Here is a 13,445-nt window from a genome sequence, read left to right on the forward strand (position 1 = left end):
AATAATCAGCAAGGAGCGAGCATGGAACGCGTCAAACTGGAGTTTCCCGAGCAGGCGATCGTCCACCGTCATGGTTTGACAGTGCGCGTGACCGACATGAACTACGGGCACCATCTGGGCCATGACGCCGTGATTTCGCTGTTGCACGAGGCCAGGGCGGCCGCCCTGGCCCATCTCGGGCTTCACGAAGGTGACATGGGAGGCTATCCCAGTGTCGCCGCCGACCTGGCGGTGCAGTATCAGGCAGAGTCTCGTTGGCCGGACGCCTTGACGGTCGAGACCGCCATCCCCGAACCGGCGCGCAAGGCCATCACGGTCTACCATCGCATGCGTCGCGACAGCGATCAGCGGATAGTGGCGACCGCCAGGCTCAATCTGATGGTGGTCGACCCCCAGGCAGGGCGTGCGGTGGCGGTGCCCGAAGCGGTGCGTGACGCCCTGGCGAGGGCTGGCTGATGTCGAGGGAGTATCCAGTCATCGCGGTCACCGGCTCGTCCGGTGCCGGCACCACTACGGTCAAGCGCACCTTCGAGCGCATGTTCGCCCGGGAAGACGTCCATGCCGCCTTCGTCGATGGTGACGCCTTCCATCGCTACACCCGCCAGGAGATGGCGCGGATCTTTCGCGAGGAGCCCGAGCGCAAGGATGAGTTGTCCCACTTTGCGGTGGAGGCCAACCTGCTCGATCGCCTGGAGACGCTGTTCCAGGAGTACGGTGACAGCGGCGCCGGGACCTTCCGGCACTATATCCACGCCGAAGACAAGAAGATGATCGAGGCCGGCTACCAGGTCGGCACCTTCACCGAATGGCAGCCGCTGCCCACCGGTACCGACCTGCTGTTCTACGAGGGCCTGCACGGCGGACTGGTCACCAGTGAGGTGGACATCGCCCGCCACGTCGATCTGCTGGTGGGCGTCGCCCCGACCATGAACCTCGAGTGGATTCAGAAGATCGATCGCGACATGCACGCCCGCGGCTACACCCAGGAAGCGGTCATCGACACCATCCTGGGGCGCATGGATGACTACGTGCGCTACATCCTGCCGCAGTTCTCGCGTACCCATATCAACTTTCAGCGGGTGCCCACGGTCGATACCTCGAACCCCTTCGAGGTCCAGGATATTCCCACCGATGCCGAGTCCTTCGTGGTGATCCGGTTCCGCGATCCGTCCACTGTGGACTTTCCCTACCTGCTGGCGATGATTCAGGACGCCTTCATGAGTCGCCCCCACACCCTGGTGGTGCCCGGCTCTCGTCTATCCTTGGCGATGGAGCTGATCCTCGGTCCGCTGGTGCGTCATCTGCTGGCCCAACGACGTTTTCGTTGAGCCGCCGCGCCGTTGATGCCGGCTTCGTCTGACTGACAGGTCGGGATCGACGGCACCGGAGCTGGTGTGGCGAAGCGTTTTGCGCCGGCGACGCACACCACGACCGCGGCACAGGTGGCGAGCATCGCCACGCTGATCGACTCGTTCAACAACCAGGCGGCCAGGCCAAGCCCGAGAAACGGCTGCAGCAACTGTAGCTGACCCACCGCAGCCACCCCACCGAGCGCCAGGCCGCGATACCAGAAGATGAAGCCAATCAGCATGCTGAACAGCGATACATAGCCCAGCGACCACCAGGCGGCGCTGCCGATACCCTGCAGGGTCGGCGGTTGCGATGCGACCGCCAGAGGCAGCATCAACGGCAGGGCCAGGGTCAGCGCCCAGCAGATCACCCGCCAGCCTTGCAGCCGTCGTGATAGTCGCGCGCCCTCGGCGTAGCCGAGCCCGCAGACGGTCACGGCGGCCAGCATCAACAGATCGCCGGTCAAGGAGGCGCTGCCAGGCTGGCCGAGCGCGAAGCCTGCGACCAGCGCAGCACCGCTCAACGAGCAGGCCCAGAATGCCGGGCGGGGCCTGTCGCCGGTACGCAGCACCCCGAACAGCGCGGTAGCCATCGGCAGCAGGCCGATATAGACCAGCGAGTGCGCTGCGCTGACGTGCTCCAGCGCCATGGCGGTCAGCAGTGGAAACCCCACCACCACGCAGGTGGCAACCAGCCCCAGCGATGCAAGCTCATCGGTCCGCGGCCGGCGTCCCTTCAGGCACGCCAGTAATACCACCGCCACCAGTCCCGCCAGGCTGGCCCTGGCAAAGGTCAGAAACAGCGGATCGAAGGCCCCCACCGCCACCCGGGTGGCGGGCAATGAACCGCTGAAGATGGCCATGCCGAGGGCGCCGCAGGCCCAGCCCCTGCCAAGGTCCGGGCGGTGCGTCGGGTTCAATGGTCGGTGTCGTGAGGGCATCTGCGCGAACTCCGTGGCGGGTCAGTAGCGCCTAGGGTGAAGGGCGTGCGCTGGTGCGGCCAGAGACGGTGCAGTACAGTTTTGACAAACTGTCATGGTGGAGCCTCCAGTACAGATGAAGGCACAGGACATCGATCGTCGGGCGGGCATCAGCCTGGTCGAGCAGGTGGTAGCGCTGATCCGGCGCCGCATGGCCCAGCGTCAGCTTGCGCCAGGTGCGCGCCTGCCGTCGATTCGCGGCTTGGCTGAATCGCTCGGGGTGTCACGCTCCACCGTGGTCGAGGCCTACGATCGGCTGGTCGCCGAGGGCGCCATCCATTCCCGTCGCGGCGCCGGCTTTTTCGTCGGTGATCGCTTGCCGCCGCTGTCCCTGGCGGAGCTGGCGCCCCGTCGCGAGCGCGAAGTGGACCCGCTGTGGCTGACCCGCCAGGCGCTCGAGAGCGACCATTACCGGCTGAGGCCAGGCTGTGGCTGGCTGCCGGCAGAGTGGATGCCCCACGAGGAGATTCGCCGTGGGCTGAGGCAGTTGGCGAGGCGTTCCGGCGCTGTCGCCAGCCTGACCGACTATGCGTCGCCCCAGGGCCTGCACGCACTGCGTCAGGTGCTGGCGCATCGCCTCACCGAGCGGGGTGTCGAGGCGGCGCCGTCCCAGATCCTGCTGACCGAGTCCGGCACCCAGGCCATCGATCTGTTGTGTCGGTTTCTGCTCGAGCCGGGCGACCGCGTGCTGGTCGATGACCCCTGCTATTTCAACTTTCATGCCCTGCTGCGTGCCCACCGGGTCAAGGTGGTGGGGGTGCCCTTCAGCCCTGCGGGGCCGGACCTATCGCGCCTTGCCGAGGCCCTCGAGCAGCATCGTCCGCGGCTCTATATCACCAACTCGGGGCTGCATAATCCAACCGGTGCCAGCCTGTCACTGGCGGTGGCCCACCGCGTGCTGCGCCTGGCCGAGCGTCACGACCTGCTGATCATCGAGGACGACATCTTCGCCGACTTCGAGCACCAGGCGTCACCGCGCCTGGCGGCACTGGACGGGCTCGAGCGGGTAATCCAGGTGGGCAGCTTCTCCAAGACCCTGTCGGCCTCGGTGCGCTGTGGCTATATCGCCATCCGCCCCGAGTGGCTCGAGGAGCTGGTCGACCTGAAGTTGGCGACCTCCTTCGGCGCCAGCGCGCTGTCGGCAGAGCTGGTGTTCCAGCTGGTCAGGGAAGGCGCCTATCGACGTCACCTCAACGTGCTCAGGACGCGCCTGGCAGACGCCATGGGGCAGGTCATGCCGCGACTGCGCTCGGCGGGCCTGGAGCCCTGGGTGGAGCCCAGTGCGGGGCTCTTTCTGTGGACGCGACTGCCCGCGGGGCTCTGCGCCAAGGACGTGGCCAGAGCGGCGCTGGACGAGGATCTGGTACTGGCGCCTGGGGAGGTGTTCAGCCCGGAAACGGCGAATAGTCGCTACCTGCGCTTCAATGTGGCGCAGTCGCTGGATGATGACGTCTTCAGGGCGCTGGACCGGGCCATGGAGCGGGCGGCCAAGGATCGGGTGGCCAAGGAACGGACGGCCAGGGTTCGGGACTGACGCTATCGTGGTGAAACGTCAGTCCCGCCCATCCTGGAGGGGATGGCTCAGTGGCCGGGAGGCGCCTGCTTGACGGGGGCGTCCTTGGCGGCGCCAGAGCCGACAAAGCGCTGGGCCATGGGCTGGGCGCTGACGCCGTGCAGCACCACCGAGATCATGACCGTCAACACCACGCAGGCGAGGATCTCGTCGCTGCCGGGGATCGGGTACTGGTCATAGATCAGCAGCGCAAACAGGATGCTGGCCAACCCCCGAGGTCCGAACCAGCCGAGGAAGGTCTTTTCATAGGCGGACAGCCCGAGTCCGGTGAGCGATATCCAGATCGGGATCATGCGAATCACCGACAGGTACATCAGCGCCAGGGCCACGGTCTTCCAGGACGCATGCGAGATGGCCAGCGGCACCATTACCGCACCGAAGATCAGGAAGGTGGCGATGGTCAAGAGCTGGCCCTCGCTCTCCATGAACTCCTCGATGAAGGTGGTGTCATGGCGTAGCTGGTTGCCGAAGGTCAGGCCGCCGAGGAACACCGCGATAAAGCCGTTGCCGCCGACGGTTTCGGCGACCAGATAGATCAGGAAGGCCAGCGCCAGAAACAGGATGCCCTGATAGATGACGGTGACGTAGCCGCGGTCGATGGCGGCGTCCAGCAGGCGGGCAAAGCCCCAGCCGAACAGCACCCCGACCAGCGGCCCGAGGGTCAGTTGCAGCAGGGCGAAGGTCCAGAGGTTGTCCGGGGCGTCGGCGACCTCGGTGCCGGTGGCCGCTACCGCCAGCAGTGCCGAGGCAAGAATCACGGGTACTGCCAGGCCATCATTGAGCCCACTTTCGACGTTGATCGACTGGCGGATACGCTCCGGTACGCTGGGGCTCGATACCACCGCCTGGCCCAAGGCCGCGTCGGTCGGGGTGAGAATCGCCGCCACCAGCATGGCGGTACCCCAGGCAGCTTCCGGCGAGACCCACTTGGCCATCAGCGTGCCCAGCAAGACCGTCAGGGGCATGCCGATCAACAGCATGCGCAGCGGAATCGCCAGGTTCTGGCGCAGGGACTTCAGCTTGACCACCGAGGCATCGGCGAACAGCACGATGATCAGGGTGATCTCGGCGATCACCTGGGTCAGCTCCTGCTGCATGTCCATGGGCACCAGGTCCGGCGTCAGCGCGCCCAGCCCCATCCCCGCGGCCATGAACACCATGGGCAGACTGATCAGCGAGGCCGAGATGCGCCGCGACAGCAGGGCAAAGGCGATGATGATCAGAAGGATCAGCAGCAGGGCGGTGTGATGCATGGCAGGCGACACTCCGAAAATGCATGGGAGCTACGGTTGTACCATAGCCGCAATGGCTTGGGGGGGCAGGCGAGCGCGATGACCAGAGGTGCATAACTGGCGGTTTGGGAACGTTGCTCATGGGGCCTGGGTCAGTGATCGGGCGAGTCAGGGGACTGACAGCGGCCCTGTTGGCGGGTAATCTCGAAGACACCGTTTTTTCAGTGTGCCCCGGAGCCTGCCATGGATTGCCTGTTCTGCAAGATCATCAACCGCGAGATTCCTGCCGATATCGTCTACGAGGACGATCAGGTGCTGGCCTTCAACGATATCGACCCCAAGGCCCCGACCCATATGCTGGTCATCCCCAAGAAGCATATTGCCACCCTCAACGACATCACCGAGGAAGACCAGGCACTGGTGGGGCGCCTGCCGCTGACCGCCTCGCGTCTGGCCAAGGATCTCGGGTTTGCCGAAGACGGCTTCAGGGTGGTGATGAATTGCAATGAAGACGGCGGCCAGACGGTCTATCATATTCACATGCACGTGATGGGCGGTCGTCGCTTCACATGGCCGGCTGGCTAGCCGGCGCGCCACGGAGTCTCTTCCGGCAGTTCAAGCGCTCGACGCATCCGTGCATTCTCCGGCGTCGCCTGGTGTCCCCCAGGCGGCGCCGATCGGTTTTTGTTTCTAGGCGCCGCTGAGGGGCTGGTGCCCCATTTGAAAAGCCGGCGCTTGAGTGCCGCCGACGCTTGCGTAGAATAATCCCTTGATGCGAACGTTCATCGTTTCGCCCATGTTCGCTGGCTCACTTAGTCGTACAAGGATCGCGCCATGTCCCGCTCTCTCAGCCCCGCCGATCGGGCCATCCATCAGTTCGACAATGTATTGCGCACCCTGGTGCCGGGGGCGGCGCGGGCATCACGGCCGACGCCCGCGGTCGATACGATCCATGACGGCGAAATGAGCCCGGATGAGCGCCATCACGCGGCCGGCCTGATGCGCATCAACCACACCGGAGAGGTATGCGCCCAGGCGCTGTACCAGGGCCAGGGCCTGACCGCCAAATTGCCGGAGGTGCGTGGCCAGATGGAGGAAGCCGCCCAGGAAGAGATCGATCACCTTGCCTGGTGCGAGGACCGGCTCAGGGAGTTGAATGCGCCGACCAGTCGACTCAATCCGCTGTTCTATGCGGCGTCCTTCGGCATGGGGGCGCTGGCGGGGGCGGTTGGCGATCGTGTCAGCCTGGGCTTTGTCGCCGCCACCGAGGAGCAGGTGGGCAAGCATCTGGATGAGCACCTCGAGACCTTGCCCGAAGGGGACAAGCGCTCCCGGTCGGTGCTCAGGCAGATGGCCATCGACGAGGCCCACCACGCCCAGCAGGCGCTGGAGGCTGGTGGCGCAAGGTTCCCTGGCCCGGTCAAGGCCGGCATGACGCTGATCTCCAGGGTGATGACCAAGAGCGTCTACCGCATCTGATCCTGTGCCGGTGGCCAGCGCCTGATGCTGCGATGGCCTCGCCCTCACGCAAAAGCCCCTGCCGATCGGCAGGGGCTTTTGCGTGAGGGTGGCTGTCGATCCGAGGCGCTCGCTGCAGCGCGGCGCTCGAAGCGGCCTCAGGACTCGACGATGGTGTAGGAATGGGTGACCTCGACGCCGCCCTTGGCCAGCATGATGGAAGCGCTGCAGTACTTGTCCGCGGACAGTTCCACCGCGCGCTGGACCTGCTTTTCCTTGAGCCCCTTGCCGGTGACGGTGAAGTGCACGTGGATCTTGGTAAACACCGACGGCACGCTGTCGGCGCGTTCGGCCTCGATGTCGGCGACGCAGTCTTCCACCGGGGCGCGGGACTTCTCGAGGATCTCCAGCACGTCAAAGGAGGTGCAGGCGCCCATGCCCATCAGCAGCATCTCCATCGGGCGCGGCCCGGTGTTGCGGCCACCGTGATCGGGGGGGCCGTCGATGACCACGGCGTGGCCACTACCGGATTCGGCCACGAACTGACGGCCGTCGGTCCATTTGACGCTGGCTTTCATGGGGATTCCTTCTTTTTCTGCGATAGTGATGTCGATGTTTTTTGATGCGGTCTGCAAGATGCGGTCTGCAGGACGCGGTCTGCAAGATGCGGCCGGACTCGATCAGCGTTCGCCAGGAGCGCCGCCGAGTCGGCGATTCAACGCCTCGAGGCGCTCGGGCGTACCCACGTCGACCCAGTCTCCCCGATGGTGGGTGCCGGCGACGAGGTCGCGGGCCATGGCCTCGCGAAGCAGTGGAGCGACAGGATAGCAGGGAGCGGGCAGGTCGTTCACCAGACGCGGGTCGATCAGCGCTATCCCCGAGTAGGTCAACTTTGGCGAGCCGTCGCTCGAAACTCTGCCGCCGGCCGCCAGGTGGAAGTCGCCGTCCGGGTTGTGGTCGGGGTTGTCGACCAGCACCAGATGGGCCAGATCGCCCTCCAGAGAGGGCAGGGCGCTGGGGTCGATGTCGCAGAAGGCATCTGCGCTGACCAGCACGAAAGGCTCCTCGCCGAGCAGTGGGCGAGCCTTGGCGATACCGCCGGCGGTCTCCAGCGGCTCGTCCTCGCGACTGTAGGCGATCGATACCCCGTAGCGCTCACCGTCGCCCAGGGTCTCGATAATCTGGTCGGCACGGTAGCTGACGTTGATCACCACCTGTTCGATACCGCAGCCGGCCAGGCGCCTGAGGTGGTGGCCAATCAGCGGTTCGCCGGCCACCGGCAACAGGGGTTTGGGGCAGTGGTCGGTCAGCGGCCGCATGCGTTTGCCGAGACCGGCGGCCAGGATCATGGCTTTCATGGGCGCACCTCTGCGACGCGGGCTTCGATCAGCGGGCGCAGGCTGTCTTCGACCCAGGCGCTGAAGTCGGCGTGTCCCGCGAGGCCCTCCAGCCCCTCGAGGCTGTCCTGAAGATGGGCAAGAAAGTGAGGTAGACGCGCCAGGTAGCCGTCGCGCTGGTCGCGCAGGGTCAGGCGACAGAAGATGCCGAGCACCTTGAGCGCACGCTGGGCAGCCATGGCATTGACCCAGCGCAGGAAACTGTCGCTATCCACCGAGTCGGACAGGCGCCCGTCGGCTATCGCGCGCTGGCGGAAAGCCTCGCTCCAGGCAGCCCGGGTGGCCGCATCGAAGCGCCGATAGCGCCCGTGCAACAGCGAGATCAGGTCATAGGTGATGGGGCCTGCCAGGGCGTCCTGGAAGTCGATCAACCACAGTTCGGCGGCGTGACGCATCAGGTTCATGGCATCGAAGTCGCGGTGCACGGTGACCACCGGCTGGGCCAGCGCCTGTTCGATCAGCGCCTGGCGCAGCGCTCGCCAGCCTGGCGCCTCGGCGTCTATCCCAAGCCACTGGCCGAGGCACCAGTCGGGGAACAGATCCAGCTCCCGGGCCAGCGTTTTGGCGTCGTAGGGCGGCAGGCTATCGCTGGGAGCCTTCCGCTGAAGCTCCTCGAGCAGCGCGATGGCGGCGTCGAAATGGGCGTGGGTGGTGGCCTCGTCGGTACCGTCGGCACCGTCGAGAGCCAGGTGCAGCGGCTCGTCGCCGAGGTCCTCAAGCTCCACGAAGCCCTGGTCGGCGTCCACGGCATAGACCCGGGGTACCGGCAGGCCCGCTGCGTGCCAGTCACGGGCGATGGCGACGAAGGGGCCGACGTCCTCCTGGGGGGGCGGGGCGTCCATCAGCATGCGGGTCTCCCCACTTTCCAGGGTGAGGCGGTAGTAACGCCTGAAGCTGGCGTCGCCGGCGGCCAGCACGAGATCGCTCGAGCCCTCGATGGACGGGTGCTGTGCCTGTGCCCATAGGCGCAGTTGCTCGAGTCGGCGGGGGCTTTCAGCCTGGGACATCGGGGGGACAACTCCTGGTGGCGGCAGGGCGAAGGATGCCAATGTCGGTTGACGCTCCGTTGGCCTCACCGCATGCTGTGCATGGATCAAGGGCGGCCGTGGCGCGAATCTCGTTGGAACAGATCGGCGTTACAGGTCGGCCGCGGCCTGTATAATACCGATTCACCCCGTCGAGGACAGCGTGCAACATGGCCAAGCGATACGCATGGACGGCCCTGGCGGGCCTCGCCACCACCAGTCTGGTGTCGTCCCCCCTGTGGGCGGCTCCTCCTGAACCCCTGCCGGCAAGCCAGATGGATTGGCAGCCCTGGGGTGATGACCGTCCCGCCGGGACGGTGTGCCGAGGCTACTACGTTCAGCCCGAATACCGCCTTCCTGCGCCGGCCATCGATGGCCAGGTCAACAGCGAATCCAACACCGCCAACTACGGCACCGACGGTGAAACCGTGCTCGACGGTGAAGTGGTGCTGCGCAAGGGCGATACCCAGCTCGAGGCGACCCGGGTGCAGGTACCACCGGAGCGTGACCTGGCCAACGCCAGTGGTCCCCTGACCCTGCGCGACAAGGGCCTGCTGGTGCGCGGTGACAGCGCCGAGGTGTCGCTGAACAGCGACCAGGCCACCATCGATTCGGCCCACTACGTGGCCCACGAGTCGCGCCTGCGCGGCGACGCCATCCAGCTCGAGCGAGTCAGTGACAACGTCTTCCGTCTGCGCGAGGCCAGCTTCACCACCTGTGAGCCCGGCGACAGCACCTGGCGCCTGATCGGCAACGATATTCTGCTGGATCGCAATCAGGGCTACGGTACCGCCAAGCATGCCCGCCTGGAGGTAGGCGATGTGCCGGTGTTCTACTGGCCCTGGGTGCGCTTTCCCATCGACGAGCGGCGCCAGACAGGCTTCCTGTGGCCGACCATCGGCGTCTCCGACGGTGGTGTCGACTACGCACAGCCCTTCTATCTGAATCTGGCGCCCAACTATGACGCCACCATCACCCCTCGCTGGATCGACGACAGCGGGTTATTGATGGGGGCGGAGTTCCGCTATCTGTTTCCCACCGATCAGGGCACCCTGGAAGGCGCCTACATCGGTGACGACGATTCTGCCGGGGATGACGACTCGACCACCGAGCTCGAGAACGGCGACGAGCGCTGGTACTTCGACTACAGCCACTACGGGCGCTTCAGCTCGCGCGTTCCCTACCGGCTGCGCTACGGCGCCGCCAGCGACGGTCGCTACTTCGATGACTTCGGGCGTACCTTTGGTGAGACCGATACCAGCAACATGGCGCGGCGGGCCCAGATCGACTACCTCGGCGACACCTGGAACCTCCAGGCCAAGGCGCAGGGCTATCAGCTGCTTGACGACCCGGTCGATGAAGGCGACAAGCCCTTCTACCGGCTGCCGAGCCTGACCGCCAACGGCCGCTGGTCCCAGGACCTCGGCTTCTATCAGGAGTGGAACTCCAACGCCACCTACTTCTGGCGCGATATCGAGGGCGACGAGAACGGCTTCTACGACTACGAGGATACCCAGCGCCGCATCCCGCTCAGGGAAGACGTCAAGGGCGCCCGCCTGGATCTGGCGCCGGCGGTGGGCTACCGCTTCGAGCCGAGCTGGGGCTTCTTCGAACCCCGCGTGGCGCTGCAGCACACGAGCTATGATCTCGACTATGACGATCGCATCACCGACAACAGCGAGAGCCCGACGCTGACCGCACCGGTGACCACCATCGACGCCGGGCTGATCTTCGAGCGCGACTTCGTCTTTGGTGGCGACGACTGGCGCCAGACCCTCGAGCCACGCCTGAATTATGCCTACGTGCCGGAGCGTGACCAGAGCGACTTCCCCGACTTCGACACCGAGGAACTGGCGTTCTCCTGGAACCGGCTGTGGTCGCCCTACCGTTTCTCCGGTGGCGATCGTCTGGGCGACCTGAACCGTCTGTCCTACGGCGTGGAAAGCCGCTTCCTCGAAGACCAGAGCGGCCGCGAGCGGTTGTCTGTCGGGGTCGGGCAGTCGGCCTACTTCGAGGACCGCAATATCGACATGGCCGGTGATCCCGACACCTTGCCCCGCGATGAGGAGTCGTTCGACTACTACGAAGCCACCCGCGATCGTTCGCCCTGGGTGACCCGCATCAACTGGCAGATCACCGACAACTGGAGCACCCGCTGGCAGTGGCTCTACGACGACGAGGAGAGTCGCACCGAGAGCACCGGCCTCGGCGTGCAGTACCGTGCCGACGCCGGTCACGTGCTCAACCTGGGCTACCGCTGGGAGATCGAAGGCTTCGACAACGCCGACGATGACGACGATATCCGCAACTACAACCGCGAAGAGTACGACATGTCGTTCGCCTACAAGGCGACAGACCGCTTCGACATTATCGGCCGGGTGCTCTACGACAACACCAACGACCGTGCCCTCGACCAGATGGCGGGTGTGCAGTGGAACGACTGCTGTTATGGTGTGCAGGTCGTGTGGCGTGAGTGGATTGAAGACGAGGACACCGCCAACAACATCGAGGACGACACCACGGATCGCGGGCTCTTCCTGCGCTTTGTGCTCAAGGGTCTTGGCGGCTTCGGTGGCGAAGCGGACACCTACTTCCAGTCTGCGGTGCCCGGCTACCGCCCCGGCCTGAACTAAATACCCTGGCGTATCCCCAGCGGCGAGCACGAGACACGTGCTCGCCGCATCGAATCTGAGTGAACGAGGAAGCATGACTATGCGTAGCCGACCCCTTGCCGCCCTGGCGATGGCCGCCTGTCTGGCACTGACCACCGTGGCGGCCCACGCCCAGGACGGTTACCGCCAGCCGCTGGATCGGATCGTCGCCGTGGTCAACGAGGACGCCATCATGGCCTCCCAGCTCGATGACCGTGTCGAGCAGGCCATGGCCAGACTGCGCGCCAGCGACATGGACACTCCTCCGGAGCAGGCCCTGCGTGAGCAGATTCTGGACCGCATGATCGTCGAGGAGATCGAGGTGCAGATGGCCGAGCGCATGAACCTGAGCGTCGACGATACCGAGCTCAATCGTCAGGTGCGCGCCGTGGCCAACCAGAACGGTGTCAGCCTGGAGCAGTTCGCCGATCGGCTCGAGTCCCAGGGCATGAGCCTGTCCCAGGTGCGTGATCAGATCCGTCGCGAGATGCTGATCATGAAGGTCCAGCAGGCCCAGGTGTCCAGCCGGATCAACATCTCCGAGTCCGAGGTCGAGCGCTATCTGCAGCAGCAAGGCGTCGGTACCAGCCGCGAGGAGGCGCGCCAGGCGATCTTCCAGCGCAAGGCCGGCGATGAACTCGAGAAGTGGGTTCAGGAAATTCGCGGCGAGGCCTTCGTCGAGAAGCGCCTGAACCAGGGCTGATGTCGCAGCGGATGAAGGCACCGATCGTGGTGACCACCGGCGAACCCGCCGGCATCGGTCCCGAGCTTGCCCTGATGCTGGCTGCGCGCCACGCCACCGACTGGGTCGCCATTGGCGACCCAGAGCTGTTGAGGGCTCGCGCCTTGGCGCTCGGACTGGATGTCGAGGTGGTCATAGTGGCACCGGGCGAGGCGCATCCGGGGCCGCGCCGGCAGCGTCTGGCGGTGTGGCCGGTCGCGCTCAAGGAGGCCAGCGAGCCTGGCGTGCTGTCGACGGCCAACGCCGACTATGTGCTCGAGACCCTGGATATGGCGGTGGCCCAGTGCCTGGCCGGCAAGGCCTCGGCGATGGTCACGGCGCCGCTGCACAAGGGGGTGATCCGCGACGCGGGCCATCACCACTTCACCGGCCACACCGAGTACCTGCGCGATGCCTGCGGGGTCGAGGAGGTGGTCATGATGCTGGCCACCGACAGCGCCCTGCACGGGCGCGTCGTCTCGGCCGACGCCACCACTGATTCATTGCGTTCGATACCGCTGCGGGTGGCCCTGGCGACCACCCACCTGCCGCTGCGCGAGGTGGCCGACGCGCTGTCTCGAGAGGGTCTCGAGCGAGTGCTGCGTATTCTGGCCCGGGACCTGACAGACTTCTTTGGCGTTGTCTCTCCGCGGATCGCCGTGTGCGGTCTGAACCCCCACGCCGGCGAGGATGGGCATCTCGGGCGCGAAGAGATCGAGATCATCACCCCGGTGCTCGAACGGCTACGTGAAGAAGGACTGGCCCTTGACGGGCCGCTGCCGGCGGATACCCTGTTCACCCCGCGTCATCTCGACGGCGTCGACGCGGTGCTGGCGATGTATCATGACCAGGGTCTGCCGGTGCTCAAGTATTCGGGATTCGGCCAGGCCGCCAACATCACATTAGGGCTGCCGCTGGCACGGACCTCGGTGGACCACGGCACCGCCCTGGACCTGGCCGGGCATGGCACTGCCAGTCCCGATAGCCTGGCGGTGGCGATTGCCCTCGCCGAGGATATGGGAAGCCGGGTGGCCGAGCGCTGAAGGTCCGTCACCCCAA

13 protein-coding genes are annotated in these 13,445 nt (G+C 65.7%); 8 read left to right on the forward strand and 5 right to left on the reverse strand.

Annotated features, from left to right (window positions below; genetic code table 11):
* The first annotated feature begins 21 nt into the window (after nt 1–21).
* Nucleotides 22–456, forward strand: coding sequence for a thioesterase family protein (locus NKF27_RS03680; RefSeq protein ID WP_045992120.1), 435 nt, complete (start codon nt 22–24; stop codon nt 454–456).
* On the forward strand, nt 456–1,328 hold the full coding sequence (locus tag NKF27_RS03685) for a phosphoribulokinase (RefSeq protein WP_045992119.1): 873 nt from the start codon (nt 456–458) through the stop codon (nt 1,326–1,328). Before NKF27_RS03680 ends, NKF27_RS03685 begins: the two co-directional genes overlap by 1 nt.
* Here the strand turns inward: NKF27_RS03685 and NKF27_RS03690 are convergent.
* Nucleotides 1,298–2,290 carry a DMT family transporter gene (locus NKF27_RS03690; RefSeq protein ID WP_253555370.1) on the reverse strand — a complete coding sequence of 331 codons (993 nt, stop codon included), beginning with the start codon at nt 2,288–2,290 and terminating at the stop codon, nt 1,298–1,300. The two genes, NKF27_RS03685 and NKF27_RS03690, sit on opposite strands and share 31 nt — an antisense overlap.
* A 115-nt stretch (nt 2,291–2,405) precedes the next feature.
* On the opposite strand from NKF27_RS03690, the gene NKF27_RS03695 reads away from it, so the two are divergent.
* Nucleotides 2,406–3,863, forward strand: coding sequence for a PLP-dependent aminotransferase family protein (locus NKF27_RS03695; RefSeq protein WP_253555371.1), 1,458 nt, complete (start codon nt 2,406–2,408; stop codon nt 3,861–3,863).
* A 47-nt stretch (nt 3,864–3,910) separates the two neighbouring features.
* Here the strand turns inward: NKF27_RS03695 and NKF27_RS03700 are convergent, their stop codons facing one another.
* Nucleotides 3,911–5,155, reverse strand: coding sequence for a sodium:proton antiporter (locus NKF27_RS03700; protein WP_253555372.1), 1,245 nt, complete (start codon nt 5,153–5,155; stop codon nt 3,911–3,913).
* A 222-nt stretch (nt 5,156–5,377) separates the two neighbouring features.
* Between NKF27_RS03700 and NKF27_RS03705 the strand changes: the two genes are divergently transcribed.
* Nucleotides 5,378–5,719, forward strand: coding sequence for a histidine triad nucleotide-binding protein (locus tag NKF27_RS03705; RefSeq protein WP_045992116.1), 342 nt, complete (start codon nt 5,378–5,380; stop codon nt 5,717–5,719).
* 249 nt (nt 5,720–5,968) lie between these two features.
* The gene (coq7, locus tag NKF27_RS03710; protein ID WP_253555373.1) at nt 5,969–6,613 is read left to right on the forward strand and encodes a 2-polyprenyl-3-methyl-6-methoxy-1,4-benzoquinone monooxygenase; all 645 of its coding nucleotides are present in this window, start codon (nt 5,969–5,971) and stop codon (nt 6,611–6,613) included.
* A gap of 137 nt (nt 6,614–6,750) precedes the next feature.
* Here the strand turns inward: coq7 and NKF27_RS03715 are convergent, their stop codons facing one another.
* The 3 genes from NKF27_RS03715 to NKF27_RS03725 form a co-directional block, all read right to left on the reverse strand.
* Nucleotides 6,751–7,170, reverse strand: coding sequence for an OsmC family protein (locus NKF27_RS03715; RefSeq protein ID WP_108131335.1), 420 nt, complete (start codon nt 7,168–7,170; stop codon nt 6,751–6,753).
* Between the two features lie 102 nt (nt 7,171–7,272).
* A complete protein-coding gene (gene murU / locus NKF27_RS03720) occupies nt 7,273–7,950 on the reverse strand; it encodes an N-acetylmuramate alpha-1-phosphate uridylyltransferase MurU (RefSeq protein WP_253555374.1) in 678 nt (225 codons plus the stop codon).
* Entirely contained in the window at nt 7,947–8,996 is a 1,050-nt protein-coding gene (locus tag NKF27_RS03725) for an aminoglycoside phosphotransferase family protein (RefSeq protein WP_253555375.1), read from the reverse strand. The genes murU and NKF27_RS03725 overlap by 4 nt, the downstream gene beginning before the upstream one ends.
* 188 nt (nt 8,997–9,184) lie before the next feature.
* Between NKF27_RS03725 and NKF27_RS03730 the strand changes: the two genes are divergently transcribed.
* The 3 genes from NKF27_RS03730 to pdxA all read left to right on the forward strand — a co-directional run bounded on the left by NKF27_RS03730 (nt 9,185) and on the right by pdxA (nt 13,429).
* Nucleotides 9,185–11,647 carry an LPS-assembly protein LptD gene (locus tag NKF27_RS03730; protein WP_253555376.1) on the forward strand — a complete coding sequence of 821 codons (2,463 nt, stop codon included), beginning with the start codon at nt 9,185–9,187 and terminating at the stop codon, nt 11,645–11,647.
* A gap of 73 nt (nt 11,648–11,720) precedes the next feature.
* Nucleotides 11,721–12,368, forward strand: a complete 648-nt coding sequence (locus NKF27_RS03735; protein WP_253555377.1) for a SurA N-terminal domain-containing protein — start codon at nt 11,721–11,723, stop codon at nt 12,366–12,368.
* Between the two features lie 11 nt (nt 12,369–12,379).
* On the forward strand, nt 12,380–13,429 hold the full coding sequence (pdxA, locus tag NKF27_RS03740; RefSeq protein WP_222515614.1) for a 4-hydroxythreonine-4-phosphate dehydrogenase PdxA: 1,050 nt from the start codon (nt 12,380–12,382) through the stop codon (nt 13,427–13,429).
* Nucleotides 13,430–13,445: the final 16 nt, after the last annotated feature.

This window comes from Halomonas sp. DN3, from assembly GCF_024137905.1.
Classification (GTDB): domain Bacteria; phylum Pseudomonadota; class Gammaproteobacteria; order Pseudomonadales; family Halomonadaceae; genus Halomonas; species Halomonas litopenaei.